Genomic DNA, 17,063 nt, shown 5'->3' on the forward strand with positions numbered 1-17,063 from the left:
CCACTGCTCGGTGGCGGGGTAGTTGACGGGGTAGACGTCAAAGGAGCGGTCGCCGACGCGTTGGCGCAGCCCGTCGGTGAAGGCTTGTCCGGTGGGGCCCACGCCCGGGGCTTCGCCGGTGCCGCGGGCGAAGACCACTTGTACGTCCGGGCATTGGGCCGAGGCGGTGGGAAGGAGGGAACCGGACACGGCCGACGCGGCCATGCCCGATGCTGCGATAACTACTGCTGGACCAAGGGAGCGAACTATTTGGCGCGCAAACATGCCGCAATTGTGCCCAGTCAACACGCCGCTTAAACAGAGGAAACGCCGAAATTACTGTGTTCTCATAAAAGAACCGCCGCTGTTGCGGGCGGGTTGAGATCGGTTGTGCGCGGCGCTCATCCGGCATGGGTGCCCGGGCTGCTTGCGTCCCGCGCCCCATCGCGGTTGCCACGCGGCCCGTCACGGCCGGGCCGGAGCGCGGTCGCGGATTGCGATGTGGTCTGCTACGTGTAGTTACGAGTCGGGGCACGGTTGAGCAACAGCCGCCCCCGGCAAGCGGCTCGAGTGAATGCGGCGGCGATGTTGAACGCAATAGCGCAGGCCCTGAAAGCGGTCTTCGACAAAGCGGGAGACCACGTGGCCAATCCGGCGCGGGTGTCGGATCCCGACAAGCTGCGCGCCGCCGCCTCCGGCAAGACCGCCTTGGTGACCGGCGCCTCCTATGGCAGCGGCGAGGCGACCGCGCGCGGCCTCGCCGCCGCCGGCGCGACCGTCCTGGCGGTCGCCCGATCCGAGGACAGGCTGCGCGACCTGACGGCGTCGATCAACGCCGGCGGCGGGCGCGCGGTCGCCTACCCGACCGACCTCACCGACGAATCCGCGGTGAGCGGCCTGGCCAAACAGATCACCGAGGAGCACGGCCCGCTCGACATCGTGGTCAGCAACGCCGGCAAGTCATTGCGCCGCTCGCTGCACGACCAGTACGACCGCCCGCACGACTTCCAGCGGACCATCGACATCAACTACCTGGGACCGGTCCGACTGCTGCTGGGACTGTTGCCGGCCATGCGCGACAACGGCAGCGGGCACATCGTGAACGTGTCCAGCGTCGGCGTGCGGGTGGTCCCCGGCCCGCAATGGGGTGCGTATCAGGCGTCGAAGGGGGCCTTCGACCGCTGGCTGCGCAGCGTGGCCCCGGAACTGCACGCCGACGGCGTCGATGTCACCACGGTCTATTTCGCGCTGGTGCGCACCCGCATGATCGCGCCCACGCCCCTGTTGGGCCGGCTTCCCGGACTGTCACCGGACGAAGCCGCCGACGTCGTCGCCAAGGCGGTCATCGAGCGGCCCCGCACGCTCGAACCGCCGTGGGTGCTGCCGGCCGAGTTGGCTTCGGTGCTGCTGGCCGGGCCGGCCGACTACGGCGCCCGGCTGTGGCATCGCCGCTTCTTCAGCGCTTCCGACGAGGCCGACCGTGACGGATGACCGCGTGGTGACCACCGCCGCCCGCGCACTGCTGCACTCGGGCCTGCTCAGTCCGCCCTCGCCGCTGGCGGGCCTGCGGCTTCTTCGGGAGGCGCGCCGGGGCGGCACGAATCCCTACACGCTGTTGGCGGTCACGACGGCCCGTTGGCCGGACCGGGCGGCGATCGTCGACGACGACGGCGCTGTGAGCTATCGCCGGCTGCAACGAGAAACCGAGTCGCTGGCGCGGCGGTTGTCCTGCGATGGGGTCGGCCCCGGCGATGCGGTCGGGGTCATGTGTCGCAACGGACGCGGTTTCGTCGCGGGTGTTTTCGCCGCCGCGCTGCTCGGCGCCGACGTCGTCCCGATCAGCACCGAGTTCCGCAGCGATGCGCTGGCGGCCGCCGTGCGAGCCCACCACATCTCAACGATGGTCGCCGACGATGAATTCGCCGAGCGAGTCCGGGCGGCCGACGAAACGGTCCGCGCTGTCGACCCGGCGACGGTCACCGCCGACGAGGGTGCCCGACGACCGGACGTGGCCGCACCCGGCCGGATCGTGCTGCTGACGTCGGGCACCACCGGCAAACCCAAGGGGGTGCCGCGCGCACCGGAGATGCGGTCCGCGATCGGCGTCTGGGTGACGATCCTCGACCGCACCCGGTTGCATACCGGGTCGCGGATCTCGGTGGCAATGCCGATGTTTCACGGGTTAGGGCTGGGCATGCTGATGTTGACGATCGCCCTCGGCGGCACGGTGCTCACACATCGTCAGTTCGACGCCGAAGCCGCGCTCGCCCAGGCGTCGCTGCACCGCGCCGACGCCTTCACCGCGGTGCCGGTCGTGCTCGCGCGCATCCTCGAGCTGCCCGAGCGGGTCCGGGCGCGAAACCCGCTGCCGTACCTGCGGGTGGTGATGTCCAGCGGCGATCGCCTCGATCCCACGCTGGGGCAGCGGTTCATGGACGCCTACGGAGACATCCTCTACAACGGCTACGGTTCCACCGAGGTCGGCATCGGTTCCCTGGCGACGCCGGCCGACCTGCGTGAGGCCCCCGAAACTGTCGGAAAGCCGGTCGCGGGCTGCCCGGTGCGGATCCTCAACAAGGGCGACCGGCCGGTGGGGCCGCGGGTGACCGGGCGCATCTTCGTCGGCGGAGACCTGGCCGGGAGGGGCTACACCGACGGCTCGGCAGCCGGAGAAGCCAAGGCCGTCGTCGACGGCATGACCAGCACCGGCGACATGGGCTACCTCGACAACGCGGGCCGGCTCTTCATCGTCGGCCGCGAAGACGACATGATCATCTCCGGCGGTGAGAACGTCTATCCGCGGGCGGTCGAAAACGCGCTCGCCCAGCACCCCGCCATCGCCGACAACGTGGTCATCGGCGTTCCCGACGAACGGTTTGGCCAGCGGTTGGCGGCGTTCGTGGTGGCACAGCCGGGCGGTGACATCGACGTGCCGGAGCTCCGGGAGTACTTGAAGAGCCGCGTCTCGCGCTTCGAACAGCCCCGCGACATCAACGTCGTGGACAGCATTCCGCGCAACCCGACCGGCAAGGTGCTGCGCAAGGAACTGTCCGGCTGAACAGCTCACTGCTCGCCGGGCTCCAACGCGGCGACCTGTTTGGCCAGCCAGTTGGGGGCCAGTGCCGAGATCGCGGTGGCGCCCGCGGTGGAACCCAGCACCCCCGACCAGGCGACCGGCCCCAGCGGCGTGCAGCCGAAGAACTGGCTGAGCACCGGGGTCTGCACGATGCCGACCAGCACGCCGGCGCTGCCCAGTGCGGTCGCCACCACCAGCGGGCTGTGCCGACGGGTCAGCAGTGTCTGCGCCAGCTGCGTCGTGACGAGTGCGGTCAAACCCATTGTCGCCGTGCGGCGTTCGGTGCCCGGCGTCCAACGACCGATGGCCCACGCGGCCGTCGCCCCGGCCGCGGTCACGGCGCCACGGGTGACGATCTGACGCATCAGCGGGGCGTCGAGCGAGGGCGTGGGACCGGTCAGCACCGCGCGCCGGTGCTGCCGGCGCGCCTCTTCGGCCTCTTCGGCGGATTCGTACTCGGCTTCGTCGGGTTCGACGTATTGCGACGTGACCGCGACCGCGAGCGCAGGGAACATGTCGGTGAGCAGGTTGACCAACAGCAGCTGACGGGTGCCCACCGGCGCGCGGCCGGAGCCGAACGCGGTGCCGATGATGGTGAACAGCACTTCGCCCACGTTGCCGCCGACCAGGATGGTGACCGCGTCCCGGACGCCCGCCCACATGCTGCGGCCCTCGACCAGGGCGTCCATCAGCACGTCGAGATCCTCATCGGTCAAGACGATGTCGGCGGCGCCGCGGGCGGCCGACGAACCGCGGCCGCTCACCCCGATGCCCACGTCGGCCATCCGGATGGCCGCGGCGTCGTTGGCACCGTCGCCGACCATGGCGGTCACCCGCCCGCTGCGCTGCAGGGCGGCCACGATCTGCACCTTCTGCTCGGGGCTGACGCGGGCGAACACCGGCACATCGGCGACCAGCTTGGCGCACGCGTCCTCGTCGAGGCCCGCGAGTTCGGCGCCGGTGATCACCCGCGCGTCCGCGGGCAGGCCCAGCTGCCGGGCGATCGCCCGCGCGGTGATGGGGTGGTCGCCGGTGATCAGCACGACGTCGCGGTCGGCGTCCACCAGCGCTTCGATCAGCGGGCGCGCCGATGCCCGGGCGGTGTCCGCCAACCCGACGTAGCCGAGCAGTTCGAGGTTCTGCGCCGCGGCATCCACGGCGTCGGCGTCGGTGTCCTCGTCGTCGGTCTCGTGTTTCCAACTGCGCTGCGCCACCGCGAGCACCCGCAAGCCCTGTTCGGCGAGACCGCGGACGACCGTCTCCGCCCGCTCCGGGTCGGCCTTCGGGTCGGCGAATCGGCAGCGCGGCAGGATGACCTCGGGAGCCCCCTTGAGGATCAGCACCGGTGCGTCCGCGGGGTGCCCATTGGCACTGCCGTCGTGGCCCAAGGCGCCGATCGCGGCGGCGAAGCCGCGGCTGGACTCGAAGGGCACCTCGGCGAGCATCGTCCAATCCGAATCGCCGTGGCCGTTCAGCGAATTCGCCGCGGTGAGGATCGCCTCGTCGGTCGCGTGGGCGTGCCCCTGGCCGTCCTGTGGCCGGGCGGATGCCCGCGCGGCGGCCCGTAGCAGCCCCGCCGATTGCGGATCGGCCAATTTGGGAAACGGGTCGTGCGGGTCCGCCCCGACCGGCACGGCGCACACGACGCGCAGCCGGTTCTCGGTGAGCGTGCCGGTCTTGTCGAAACAGATGGTGTCGACGCGGCCCAACGCTTCGATGGTGCGCGGCGCACGCACGAGCGCGCCGCGGGCCGTCAGCCGCTGGGCGGCCGAGAGCTGGGAGAGGGTGGCCACCAGGGGCAGCCCCTCCGGCACCGCGGCCACCGCGATCGCGACGCCGTCGGCCACCGCCTGGCGCAGCGGCGCGTGGCGCAGCAACGCCAACGTCGACACGGCGGCGCCGCCGGCCAGGGTCAGCGGCAGCACCTTGCTGGTGAGGTCCCGCAGCCGGGCTTGCACCCCGGCCGCCGTTTCGACGCCGGCGACCGCCGAGATCGCGCGATGCGCGGCGGTCCCGACCCCGGTGGCCACCACGATCGCCCGGGCGTGGCCGGCGACGATCGTGCTGCCCTCGAAGAGCATGCTGGCGCGGTCGGGCTCATTGATGGCGACGGGATCCACCTGCTTGTCCACGGGAAGTGACTCGCCGGTGAGCAGGGACTCGTCGACCTCGAGGTCTTCGGCCACCAGCAGGCGGGCATCGGCCGGCACCACTTCGGGTGCGGCCAGGTCGATGACGTCGCCGGGCCGCAGTGACTTCGCCGACACCGTCGCGGTCCGCGTGGCGTGCTGGGCGGCGTCGAGCCGGCGCCGCGTCGTCGCGACCGCCGGGACGACCACCCGGCGCACCATCTGGTCCTGCTCCGCGAACAGCTCGGCGGCCGCGGACTCGGCCCGGAGCCGTTGCGCCCCACCGGTTATCGCGTTGACGGTCATGACGCCCGCAACCAGCAGCGCGTCGATATTGCTGCCGACGATCGCCGAGGCCGCCGCACCGACGGCCAGGATGGGAGTCAGCGGATCGGCGAGTTCGGTGCGGGTGGCCGACGCCAGCCGGGCCACGCTGTGCAAGGGCTTGCGCAGGGGCGCCAACCCCGGGCTGTAGGACAGATCGTCGAGACGACGGCGCCACGAGGACTCGGTCTCGACGGCCAGCGGCCGCGCCCCACCGGCCAGCCGCGAATAGACGATCTCGGGATCCAGCGCGTGCCAGGCGGTCAGCGGCTGGGGGGTCGGGTCGGGCAACCGAAGCACCCGGGTGGCCGAGAAGGTTCCTGCAACCAAGGCCGTGGCCGCGGCGGCGTTGACCGGGTTGAGCCAGCGCCGAAAGCTCACCGGGTTGGTGGTTGTTTCTTGCTCACCGGTGACCAGGAGCAGCCCGGCCAGCGTCGTACCGCCCTGGGCGAGGTGCACCGCCGATTCGCTCGCCGAGCGGGCGACCGGGATCGCCGACAGGATTCGCACCGCGTCGGCCAGGTCGGTGCCGGTGATGATGTCCGCGGTCCAAGCCGTGGCGGCACGCGGATCATCAAGTGCCACACCGACATCGGCGATCGCAAGCGCGGCAAGGGTGTCGGTCGATGCGAAGTCGCGGTGCAGCGCGGTGATCAGCAGCACCGGTCCGCGATCGGCCCGCAGCTCACGGATCACATTCAGCAGCGGCGTGCCGGGCGGGTGCGTCGCGCCGACGCTGGCGGTGAGGTCCTCGGTGCCGGCGACGTGGCGTAGCACCACTCGCGCACCCGTGCGGTTCGCGGTCTGAAAGAGCGGAATCGCGTAGGGGTCGACCTCCCAGCCCACGTCGACGCTGCCGACGCATTCGCCGTCGACCACGAGGTCGGCGCTTTCCAGGCCCTGCGCGGGTGTAGCCGAAGACCCTTGGGAAGGAACCCATTTCAGTCGGGCACCGGTCGCAGGCAGCTCGTCGGGGTCGGGCTCGGGCGCCTCTTCGCCGTGCAGCAGCGCGTCGGCGACCTCGTAGACCCGGTCATCGTCCCAGCCGGGCGCGTCGCCGCGGACACGCAAGACGGCGCGGTGATCGCCGCGCAGCGCGGCGCCGTCGATGACGACCACCTTCACCCGATCCAGGCGGCGCAGCGCGCCCGGGTCGAGAACCAGTTGCCCGGAATTGGCGAGCCCGCGACCCAAAATCGCCGCGAACGCCTGACGGCCCATGTGCGCGGCCCGCGGCACGCCGGCTTCGATGGCCGCGGCCGCATCTTCGGTACCGCCGCCGGCCACCAGCGCGCTCACCGCGGCGATCAACGAGCCGTTCGCCGCGGAATCGACGTAGCTTTCCACCGGCCCGGCCATCGAGCCTTTCGCCTTGTCCATCGCGGCGTCGATGGTTCCGCCGACCACGACGTGCGAAACCTCGCCCGCCGCGGCGGCAGGCCAGCTGTGCCGGGGCACCTCCGACTTGGCGGACGAGATGACCGGGACCACTGGAGCCTGCGGCCGTTGGGGCGAGGCCAGGTGGGGCTCGCGGTCTCGCCACACGCGGCGGTGCGCGGCGGCCTCGGAGATCTGCAGGGTGCGCTGCGTCAGGTCGAGCATCGGCGTGCCGAGCGACTGGGTCAGGCCGTGCGCGGCGGCCGTCGTCGCGGCGAGCGCGATGTCGGTGCCCACCCGGCCCAGCCGCGCCTCGAGGATCGAGACCATGCGCGGTTGATGATTGATGAGCGCGGCCGCGGCTCGGGTGGTTTGCGGCGCCGCCGGCAGCCGGGTCACCCATCCGGTGACCGCGGCGCCCATCGCGACCAGATCCATTGCCGCCGCGGTGAGGGGCACCAGGATCGCCAGGGGGTTGCCCGGGTCGGCGAATGGCGCGGAAAGCGGCGCCGACTCCGACTTCGACCAGGTGATGTCCGCCGCGATGGACGCCACCGTGGACCGCACCTCGTCCAAGACGGCGTCGTGGTCCGCGTCCTCGGAGAGTTCGACCACCAACCGGCCCAACGAACCCTCGACGTGGGCCCTGGCCACGCCCGGGATTCTGCGCACCGGCTCCTCGACGGCGGGCGCGTACTCGTGCCAGCGGGGGAACGGCAGCAACGGGTCCAGGTCCAGATGCACGCGTTGCCCGCTGTGCCAGCGCACCGGCGGAGTGATCGGAGCGGCCGCACCGTCGGCGGAATTGTCCAACCCGATTGCTCGCCCGGTCGTTTGAGCCACTGACTGAATGACCGGGCCCGCCAGCTCGGCGACCGGGCCGGCCAATGTCTGCAGCGCACCGGCGGCACCCGCCGCAGTCGATACGCCGGCCCGTACCACCTGCGCGGCTCCGCCGGCCACACCAGCGACGACGCTGGAAACGCCGGGAATCTTCACTCGTCACCCTTCAATTACGTCTCCCGCGCCTAATGATCCTGGCGTGTGAAGGACCTGTCCACACGTGGGGCGGGAAGGTAAACCCTGCGACGACACCCCTGGCGATGCAGGTCGGGCTTCCCTAGATAGCAAGGGCTGCAATCACGTCCCTGGCAGAAACATTACCGGCTCGAAGATAAACCAAACGCGCTGAACAAGCCGGGGTCGAGAAAGACCGTGATGCCGGCGATCCCGGCGCCGCCCGGGGTCAAGACGTGGATCGAATGGGCCCGCATCACCCGGTCGGCGGCGCGCCGGTACTCGGCGACGGCGGGTTGCGCGTTCGCGGCGGTCGGGATCATGACGACATCGCCGGGCTGAGCCAGGGCGCGCCCGGCAAGGAACTGCAGCACCGTGTCCCGCCCGGCGAACCAGACTGGCAGAGGCGGCATTTCGAGTTTGACATCCTCTTGCAGCAGCGCGGTCAGCGCCGCCATGTCCGCGTTTTCGAAGGCCGCGCAATAGCGGTCGAGCAAGTCGCGCCGCCGGGCGTCGCCCGGCTCGCTCATGCGTTCCTCGGTGGGAGAAACCTCGGCAAGGTGGGCCCGGGCGCGCTGCAGGGAACTGTTGACCGCGGCGGGGGTGGTTTCCAACAGCTCGGCGACCTCGGCGGCGCTGAATTGCACGACGTCGCGCAGAATCAACACCGCGCGCTGGCGGGCGGGCAGCTCCTGCAGGGCGGTCATCACGGCCAGCCGCACGCTCTGCTTCGCGGTGACGTCCTCTTCGGGCGTCCTGAACATCATGGCGTCCGGGATGGGCTCGAGCCACGCGTGCGCGCCGGCCTTTGCGTCGAGGTTGGCGCCCGGGTCGATCGAGCCGTCCCCCAGCCCGGTCGGCAGCACGCGGCGGGCGCGGTTCTCCAGCGCACGCAGACAGGCGGTCGTCGCGATCCGATAGAGCCAGGTCTTCAAGGCCGCGCGCTCCTCGAAGGCCGCGTAACCGCGCCAGCCCCGGAGGTAGGTCTCCTGGACGAGGTCTTCGGCGTCGTGCACCGAGCCCAGCATGCGGTAGCAATGCGCGATCAGCTCGGCACGAAATGGTGCGGCCCGTTCGACGAACTCCTCCTGCGCGGGCACGACCCTCTCCTCTCGGCTGCGAGGCGAACCTACTCCTGTGTAGAGACATCCGGGCGCCGAAATTCATCGGTCCCCGAGCGATGAATCCGGGCGGCGCGCCGTATCTGAATGAGTGAAGACGCGGCACAGCCGCAGTCCACCTGAGGAAGCGAGCACGAAATGAACCAAATCCGAAACCCCCGCCCCGACGGGCTCGTCGGCGGCACCGCAATCGTGACCGGGGCCGGCCGCGGATTCGGCCGCGCGGTCGCCACCGCGCTGTCGACGGCCGGCGCCGAGGTCGTCGGCGTCGCGCGCACCCGGTCACAACTCGAGGAGGTGCGCGCCCAGTTGGGCGACACCTTCACCCCGGTGGTGGCCGACGCGGCCGATCCGCACGCGGCCGGCCGGCTCATCGACCGGTACCGGCCGCGCACGCTGGTGCTGTGCGCCGGGGCGACACCGCGGATGACACCGCTGCAGGATCAGACCTGGGAGACGTTCAGTGAGAACTGGAATTCGGATGTCGCACAGGCGTTTCACTGGGTCCGCCACGCGCTGCGCCTCCCGCTGGCGCCGGGCAGCTCGGTGATCGTGATGTCCAGCGGCGCGGCCCTGGCCGGATCACCGCTGTCCGGTGGCTATGCCGGCGCGAAGGCGACGGTCAGGTTCATCTCCGGTTACGCCGCCATCGAATCGCACCGCGCCGGGCTGGGGATCGGCTTCACCGCCGTGCTGCCGCGGTTGACGCCGGCCACCGACCTGGGTGCGGCCGCCGTCGCGGCCTATGCCGAGCGGCAAGGCGTCGACGTCGACACCTTCTTGCAGGCCGCCGGACCCGCGCTCACTGCGGAACAGGTGGGCAAGTCGGTGCTCGAGATCGCCACCGGCGGCTCGGACCACGACGCGTATCTCCTCACCGCCACCGGCCTCGCGCCGCTGACCTGACAGGGCGGATAACGATGAATAGACCCCCGGTCGTGTCGGCCCACGAGTGGGCGACCGCGCATCAACAACTGCTGGAAAAGGAGAAGGAACTCACCCGGGCCCGTGACGCGCTCGCGGCCCGGCGGCGCCGGATGCCCTGGATGGCCGTGGACTCCGGCTACGAGTTCCACGGGCCCGAGGGCACCGTCAACCTGCTGGGCCTGTTCGGCGGCAGGCGCCAACTCATCGTCTATCGCGCCTTTTACGGGCCCGACATCGACGGCTGGCCCGAGCACGGCTGCCGGGGATGCTCGATGATGGCCGACCATGTCGGCAACCTGGCCCACCTGAACGCCCGCGACACCACGCTCGTGTTCGCCTCGCGGGCGCCGCAGCCCGACATCGAACGCCTGAAGGCCCGGATGGGCTGGAGGATGCCCTGGTACACGATCACCGATGGCTTTGATGCCGACTTCGGGGTGGACGAGTGGCACGGCACCAATGCCTTCATCTGCGACCGCGATCGAGTGTTTCGCACCTACTTCATCAACAACCGTGGCGACGAGGCGCTGGGGACCACCTGGAGCTTTCTGGACATGACCGCGCTCGGACGCCAGGAAAGTTGGGAGGATTCACCCGAGGGCTACCCGCAGACCGCGCCGTACGAGTGGTGGGACTGGCACGACGCCTACGGCGAGCACGAGCCGTCACGCTGGTTCGGCGAGCCGGATCCCAACGATCCCAACGACATTCGCCCGCCGCGGAAGAGTTAAGTGGTGCTAATGGGGCAAAAGCACCCGAAAAACACGAATGCGCGCGGTAGCCGTCGACCGGCTACTCGCGCACTATTCCACCGAGAATTCTTCGGCTATAAAATTCGGTGGTTCGCCCTGCCGACGTGATACCCGGCGGGGAACGATTTCTCGATGACCTGCAGCCGATGATCCACCCGGGATTCGAGCTCGAGCACCACGCAGTCGCTGAGCGCCTTCGATTCGAGAACTATGTACCGCTGACCACAATCGGTGATCGGGTCGCCCGAGTGCAATTTCTCGACCGGCACCGACTCCGGAGTTGCATCTGCCTCCATCCATGACACGGTAGGTCAATTCGGCAAGTGAGGGAATAGACCGCTACGGGGTGCCGGTCTGGCGTTGCTTGAAAAACACGCTCACCCGCGAGATCCAGCCGCCGGTGTCCTGCTCGAACAGAATGCATTCGGGCCACGTGGTCGCCACGCCATCGATCTCGAATGTCTCGGACAGCTCGGCGAACGACACCCGGCTGTCGACATGCGAGATCCGCTGTACCTGCAATCGATGGCCCGCCATACTGGTGCAGACCTTGCGCAGGTAGGCGACATAGTGCGCCTTCCCCTCGACGACATCGCAAAAGGGGCCCTCCCGGGTCAGGCCTTCCTCGGCGATGGTGTCGGCCAGTCCGTCCCAGTCATGCGCGGCCAGGCATTCCAGGTAGCGCTCGACCACGTGACCTTGCGTCGTGTCGCCCATCGCGTCGCCTCCGCTCCTTGGCCTGCGCCGAGCGTAACGCCACGGCGAAAAAACCGGCAGAATGTCGCCGTGGCGTTACATTCGCGGGTTCTGTCCTTGCTTTTCGTGAAAGCCGACCGGACGCTTAGCGAGCGGGTACCCGCCCCGCCCGACGCGGTGCGCGGCTTCTACGTGGACCTAAACAACATCAGACTCGTGCATCCGCTGATCGTGTCCGTGGAAACGCTGTCCCGCAGCGAAACCCCGCAGGGTTATCAGCAGAGCTATCGGGTGGTCGACCGAATCCCGCTGGGACCGTTGACTATACGAACCGCCTACCGCGCCCGGTTGCTAGTGCCCGCAAGCGGGGATGTGCTGACCGAGGCCGACCAGTCGCCCGGGGTGCGGTTACGCGGCACCGTGAGTTTCGAGCCGGTCGACGGTGGCACCCGGGTTACCGAGCGCATCCGGATCGCCGCCCCGCGGCCGCTGGCCCGGGTGACCATCCGCGAGGCGGTCAAGGCGCATATCAAGATGCTGGCCGGCATTAGGCTGCACTTCGAATCCGGTTGAGCGGTCACGCGCCGGCGAAATCGATGACACCGCGAATGTTGCGGCCCTCGCGCAGATCCACGAACGCCTCGTTGATCTGGTCAAGGCGGTAGTGGTGGGTGACCAACTCGTCGAGTTTCACTGCGCCGGCCTGATACATCGACAGCAGCAACGGCACACTCGTACGCGGATTCATCCCGCCGTAGAGCGCTCCCCTGAGTTGTTTGGCCGACAGCGTCATCTCCTGCAGGACCAACGGAACGGGAGGCTCGGTGAACGGGGTGATGCCGGTGAGCACGCAGACCCCGCCTTTGCGAAGCAGCGCCATCGCCAACGGGATCAAATCCGCGTGCACCACGCCGGGACAGACGACGACGCGGTCGGCCATCAGGCCGGCGGTGATCTCCTTGACCACCGGTATCGCGTCCTGCGCGGAGGCGGCGGTGTGCGTGGCACCGAAGATCTTGGCCGAATCCCGCTTGGACTCAACCGGATCCACCGCGACGACATATTTCGCGCCGACGGCGCGCGCTCCCTGCAGGGCGTTCATCCCGACACCGCCGGCGCCGATGACGACCACCGTATCGCCGGGTTCGGTGCCCGCCGAGGTCGTCGCGGAGCCCCAGCCGGTGCTGACGCCGCACGACACGAGCGAGGCGGCATGGAACGGGATCGCATCGTCGATCTTGATGACCGATCTTTCCGACAGCACCGCATATTCCGCGAACGTGCCGAGTTGCCCATAGGCCAACAGGTTTTCGTCGCCGAGATGCCGGCGGCACGTACCGTCGGTGGGCATTTCCCGCACGAACAGGCTCGCGCCGATGTCGCAGATGTAACTCTGGCCGTTCACGCAGAACCGGCAACTGCCGCACGCGGGAATGAAGGAGAGCGCCACGTGATCCCCGGGCTGCACCGCCGTGACGCCCGGTCCGACTTCTTCGACCACGCCGGCGCCCTCGTGACCGCCCAGCAGCGGGAACCAGTCCGGTGCGGGTTGACCGCTCGCGGCGAGCACCTCGGGGGTCGGCACCACGTCGCCGGTGAACAGGTGGTCATCGGAGTGGCAGATTCCGGCAACGGCCATCCGCACCAGGACTTCACCGCCACGGGGCGGGTCGAGCTCGATCTCGCGGATCTCCCAGTCCCTGCCAACCCCGCGGATCACAGCGGCACGACACTTCATTGCGACCTCCTTGATGTCTCATGGCATTCGAGGCGCCGAGTGGTGTGCGGCGCCAGGCTGGCCCGCAGTTCCCGCTTGAGCACCTTGCCGTAGCTGTTTTTCGGTAGTTCGTCGACGAATTCGTAGCGCTTGGGCCGTTTGAAGCGGGCGATGCGCCGCAACAGATGCGCGTCCAGCGCCGCGGGCTCGACGGGATCGCCTGTGCCGACGATGAACGCGACCACCACCTCGCCCCACTCGGCGTCGGGCGTGCCGAGCACGCACGCCTCGGAAACGCCGGGGTGCTCGAGCAGCACCTCCTCCACCTCCCGGGGATAGATGTTGCTGCCGCCGCTGATGACGACGTCCTTCGACCGATCCCGCAGCGTGAGGAACCCGCGCGCGTCGAACGAACCCATGTCACCGGTGTAGAGCCAGCCGTCTTTGAGCGTGGCGCGGGTCGCGTCGGGGTTTCGCCAGTAGCCGGACATGACCGCGTCGCCGCGGCAGATGATTTCACCGATCTGGCCGACGGACGCCGGGCCTCCGTCGGTGCGTAGCACCGCGACCTGCATCCCCGACCGCGCATAGCCGACCGACCCCAGGACCGCGTCGTCGTCGGATTCGTGATCGGCACAACGCAACCCGGTGATCGTCATCGGTGACTCGCCCTGCCCGTAAATCTGCGCGAAGATCGGGCCGAACGCCGTGATCGCCTTGCGCAGGCTTTCGACGTACATCGGCCCGCCGCCGTAGACGATCGTCTGCAGATTAGCGGGACGGCTGCGGCCGGTATCGACCAGCCGTTGCACCATCGTCGGGGCCAGAAAGGCGCTGACGGCCGGGTGGTGTTCGCAGAGGTCGAGGAACTCGTCGGGATCGAACGCACCCGATGCGGGCACCACTTGCCGGGCGGCGCGCAGCACGTACGGCAGGACGTAGAGGCCAGAGCCGTGCGACATCGGTGCCGCGTGCACCAGGCTGCAGCCCTCGTCGGGGGCGTCGATGTCGGCCAGGTGGGCGACGGCCATCGCCGTGAGGTTGCGGTGCGACAGCATCGCGCCCTTCGACCGGCCGGTGGTTCCGCTGGTGTAGAACAGCCACGCCAGCGCCGACGGGTCGGTGGTCGACGGCGCCGACGGGGCGACATCGAATCGGCGTGAATAGGCTTCGGAATCAAGGGTTTCGACGGGTGCGGCGGTGCGAGATGCCAGTTCGGCGCCGATCGCCGAGGACGCGAACACCTGCGCCGCACCCGCGTCGTCGAGGATCTGGGCCATCTCGCGCGGATGCAGCTTGTAGTTGATCGGGACGACGACGCACTCGGCGGCCCAGATCGCGAACATCAACTCGATGATCTCGGGGCGATTGTGGGTCGCGATCGCGACGCGAGCACCCGCCGCGTGTTGTTGGCGGATCGACGCGGCCAGGCGTAACGCCCGATCCCGCAGCCCGGCCCAGGTGCACACGCGGCGATCCCCGCGATACACGGCGCCGCGATCGGGAAATCGGGTTGCCGCATGATCGAGCGCCGCGAACAGATTCATCGCTCGATCCACTGCGAGGACAAGGCGAACTCCGACAGATATTTCGTCGAACTCCACCCGCCGTCGACGACGATCGTCTGGCCGTTGATGAAACTTCCGCCCGGCGAGCACAAAAAGGCGACGGTGCTGGCGATGTCGTCGACGCGGCCCAACCGCTGATGCGGCGTCATCTCGGTGTTGATCTTGCGGAATCGCTCGTCCTCCAAGCGCTTCTCAACCATCGGCGTCACGGTCACCCCGGGCGCGACGGCGTTGCAGCGGATGCCGGAAGCGCCGTACTGGCAGGCGATGTGAGTGGTCAGCGCGGTCAGGCCGCCCTTGGCCGCGGAGTAGGCGCCGCCGCGCAGGCCGCCGACGACCGCGAACGTCGATGTCACGTTGATGATCGCCGACCCGGGTCCCATGTGTGGCAGCACGTCGCGCGCGAGGCGAAAAGGCGCTCGCAGCATCAAGCCCAGGAAATAGTCCAAGGTCTCGTCGTCGGTTTCGTGCAGCGGTTTGGGGCTGCCCACTCCGGCGTTGTTGATCAGGAAGTCGATGCGGCCCCACCTCTCGACCGCGAGGTCCACGATGCGTCGCGGCGCCTCGTCGTCGGTCAGGTCTATCGCCAGCGTCGCGACGCGATCCGGGTCGTTGATCGCTTTTTCCAGCTCGCCCAGCCGATCCTTGTCGCGGCCCGTGCCCAGGACCGCCATGCCCATCTCGGCGAGTTTTGTGGCGCATCCCAGGCCGATGCCGCCGCTTGCTCCCGTGACGATTGCGACCTGCATCTCACCCATCCCTTGTCTCCGCCCGTGTCAGCGCCGCTCGGATCCGGTGCTTGAGAACCTTGCCGGCGTCGTTCTTCGGCAGGGCATCCCAGATCACGACCTGTTCGGGCGCCTTGAATTTGGCGACCCCCTTGCTCACCAGCGTCGCAAGCAGGCTCGCGACATCCGGGGCCTCCGCGCCCGCGGGGACGATCACCGCGCAAGCCCGTTCACCCGTGCGGTCGTCGGGCAGCCCGACGACCGCGATCTCGGCGATGCCGGGATGCTCGGCGAGCAGGTCCTCGACTTCCTTGGCCGAGATGTTCTCGCCGCTGCGGATGATGACGTCCTTGGCCCGGCCGGTCACGACGAGGTACCGGCCATCAAAACCGGCCGAGGAACCGGCTGAGACCCAGCGCCCAAGATCCCCGGTGCGGAAAAACCCTGCTTCATCGAAACAGTCATCTTCGGGATGCCGGTAACCCGCCAGCATCTGGGGACCGCGCACGTAGATCTCCCCGTCGCCGGCCGGCGCGGTCTCGTGTGCGACGAGCCTGATCTCGGCGATCCCGGTCCGGCCATCGGTGTCCGCCGCGTAATCGGCTTCCTCCGGGCGGGGTGCACCTACGGTCGCGACGGGCACTTCCGTGCAGCCGTACACCCGGGTGATGACCGCACGGTCGAAATACTTTGCGGCGCGGCGGATCAGCGACGGTGACACCGATGCGCCGCCGCAGATGAACACCTTCAGGTCAGGCAGGCGGGTGCCGGCGCGCTCGGCGGCGGAAAGCAGCTGATCCAGAAACGGTGTGGCCCCCGCCATGTGGGTGCACCGCTCGGTGTTCATCAGAGCGACCGCCTCGGCCGGATCCCATCGGTCCATCAGCACCGCGGTGGTACCCAGCAGCAGTGGGCATTCGAACGCATAGATCGAACCGCCGATATGGGCGACCGGCGAGGGGACCAGGAACACGTCGCCCGGATCGATCATCCAGTGTTCGTGGATCTGACAGATCAGGGCGTGTATCGAATTATGGGTGTGCAGGACGCCTTTCGGCCGGCTCGTGGTGCCGGATGTGTAGAGGATCATCCGCACGGAATCGGGGTCCAGTGCCGGAAGTGACACGGTATCCGGCGGCTGCTCCAGCAGGGCCCGGTACGGTGTGTGCGAACCGGGGGCGCCGCGCAGCACCACCACCTCCGGCGCCCGCCTCATCGTGGCCGTCACCCGTTCGAGCATCGCCGCATAGTCGTGGCCGCCGTGGTGGTGCGGGACGAAAACGATTGCGGTGCCGGCGTCTTCGAGGATGAAACGCAGGTCGTGGTCGCGCAGCGACGGCAGGATCGGGTTCACCACCATGCCGGCCAGTGTCGCGGCCAGGTAGATGACGGCGGCCTCGTGCCAGTTCGGCAGCATGAACGACACGACGCTGCCGGTGGGTATGCGCGCCAGTAGGGCGGCCGCGAGCCCGCGGGCCTGCGCGTAGAGCGTGGCGCAGTCCAGTCGAACGTCCCGGTCCACCACAACTGTTCGCCGAGGCTCCATTTCCGCGCCCGTGCGCAGGGAATCGGCCAGCGTGGTGTGCACCCACAGCCCGTGCCGGTATGCGTCTGACGCAAGTGCCGCGTCGTGGCGGGCCCCGGCGATCAAC

14 protein-coding genes are annotated in these 17,063 nt (G+C 69.1%); 5 read left to right on the forward strand and 9 right to left on the reverse strand.

Going from position 1 to position 17,063, the window contains the following annotated elements; all coding sequences use genetic code 11:
- A partial coding sequence (locus Q0W90_RS08720; RefSeq protein ID WP_297774145.1) for a cutinase family protein occupies window positions 1-264 on the reverse strand: 264 nt, incomplete at its 3' end.
- 300 nt (window positions 265-564) lie between these two features.
- Between Q0W90_RS08720 and Q0W90_RS08725 the strand changes: the two genes are divergently transcribed.
- Entirely contained in the window at window positions 565-1,470 is a 906-nt protein-coding gene (locus Q0W90_RS08725; protein WP_297774147.1) for an SDR family NAD(P)-dependent oxidoreductase, read from the forward strand.
- Window positions 1,460-3,037 carry an AMP-binding protein gene (locus Q0W90_RS08730; RefSeq protein WP_297774149.1) on the forward strand — a complete coding sequence of 526 codons (1,578 nt, stop codon included), beginning with the start codon at window positions 1,460-1,462 and terminating at the stop codon, window positions 3,035-3,037. The genes Q0W90_RS08725 and Q0W90_RS08730 overlap by 11 nt, the downstream gene beginning before the upstream one ends.
- Before the next feature lie 5 nt (window positions 3,038-3,042).
- On the opposite strand, the gene Q0W90_RS08735 is transcribed toward Q0W90_RS08730, so the two are convergent.
- Both Q0W90_RS08735 and Q0W90_RS08740 read right to left on the reverse strand, forming a co-directional pair.
- Window positions 3,043-7,884: a cation-translocating P-type ATPase gene (locus Q0W90_RS08735; protein WP_297774151.1), complete on the reverse strand. Its 4,842-nt coding sequence runs from the start codon at window positions 7,882-7,884 to the stop codon at window positions 3,043-3,045.
- 161 nt (window positions 7,885-8,045) lie between these two features.
- Window positions 8,046-9,002, reverse strand: a complete 957-nt coding sequence (locus Q0W90_RS08740; protein ID WP_297774153.1) for a sigma-70 family RNA polymerase sigma factor — start codon at window positions 9,000-9,002, stop codon at window positions 8,046-8,048.
- Window positions 9,003-9,161: 159 nt separating this feature from the next.
- On the opposite strand from Q0W90_RS08740, the gene Q0W90_RS08745 reads away from it, so the two are divergent.
- Both Q0W90_RS08745 and Q0W90_RS08750 read left to right on the forward strand, forming a co-directional pair.
- Entirely contained in the window at window positions 9,162-9,929 is a 768-nt protein-coding gene (locus tag Q0W90_RS08745) for an SDR family oxidoreductase (RefSeq protein WP_297698722.1), read from the forward strand.
- Window positions 9,930-9,943: 14 nt separating this feature from the next.
- Window positions 9,944-10,681, forward strand: a complete 738-nt coding sequence (locus Q0W90_RS08750) for a DUF899 domain-containing protein (RefSeq protein ID WP_297595644.1) — start codon at window positions 9,944-9,946, stop codon at window positions 10,679-10,681.
- Between the two features lie 95 nt (window positions 10,682-10,776).
- Here Q0W90_RS08750 and Q0W90_RS08755 read toward each other — a convergent pair whose 3' ends face one another.
- Both Q0W90_RS08755 and Q0W90_RS08760 read right to left on the reverse strand, forming a co-directional pair.
- A complete protein-coding gene (locus Q0W90_RS08755) occupies window positions 10,777-10,998 on the reverse strand; it encodes a hypothetical protein (RefSeq protein WP_297595643.1) in 222 nt (73 codons plus the stop codon).
- Between the two features lie 43 nt (window positions 10,999-11,041).
- Window positions 11,042-11,419, reverse strand: coding sequence for a nuclear transport factor 2 family protein (locus tag Q0W90_RS08760; RefSeq protein WP_297698724.1), 378 nt, complete (start codon window positions 11,417-11,419; stop codon window positions 11,042-11,044).
- A 69-nt stretch (window positions 11,420-11,488) separates the two neighbouring features.
- Here Q0W90_RS08760 and Q0W90_RS08765 point away from each other — a divergent pair, with 69 nt between their 5' ends.
- Window positions 11,489-11,971: an SRPBCC family protein gene (locus Q0W90_RS08765; RefSeq protein WP_297698725.1), complete on the forward strand. Its 483-nt coding sequence runs from the start codon at window positions 11,489-11,491 to the stop codon at window positions 11,969-11,971.
- Between the two features lie 4 nt (window positions 11,972-11,975).
- Here Q0W90_RS08765 and Q0W90_RS08770 read toward each other — a convergent pair whose 3' ends face one another.
- The 4 genes from Q0W90_RS08770 to Q0W90_RS08785 are packed head-to-tail and all read right to left on the reverse strand — an operon-like array spanning window position 11,976 to window position 17,062.
- On the reverse strand, window positions 11,976-13,136 hold the full coding sequence (locus tag Q0W90_RS08770; RefSeq protein ID WP_297774156.1) for an NDMA-dependent alcohol dehydrogenase: 1,161 nt from the start codon (window positions 13,134-13,136) through the stop codon (window positions 11,976-11,978).
- On the reverse strand, window positions 13,133-14,662 hold the full coding sequence (locus Q0W90_RS08775; RefSeq protein WP_297774158.1) for an AMP-binding protein: 1,530 nt from the start codon (window positions 14,660-14,662) through the stop codon (window positions 13,133-13,135). Before Q0W90_RS08775 ends, Q0W90_RS08770 begins: the two co-directional genes overlap by 4 nt.
- Complete coding sequence (locus tag Q0W90_RS08780; protein ID WP_297595637.1) at window positions 14,659-15,441, reverse strand: SDR family oxidoreductase; 783 nt, start codon at window positions 15,439-15,441, stop codon at window positions 14,659-14,661. Before Q0W90_RS08780 ends, Q0W90_RS08775 begins: the two co-directional genes overlap by 4 nt.
- On the reverse strand, window positions 15,434-17,062 hold the full coding sequence (locus tag Q0W90_RS08785; RefSeq protein ID WP_297774160.1) for an AMP-binding protein: 1,629 nt from the start codon (window positions 17,060-17,062) through the stop codon (window positions 15,434-15,436). The genes Q0W90_RS08780 and Q0W90_RS08785 overlap by 8 nt, the downstream gene beginning before the upstream one ends.
- Window position 17,063 lies beyond the last annotated feature (1 nt).

Origin of the sequence: Mycobacterium sp. (assembly GCF_025933915.1) — a bacterium.
Classification (GTDB): Bacteria; Actinomycetota; Actinomycetes; order Mycobacteriales; family Mycobacteriaceae; genus Mycobacterium.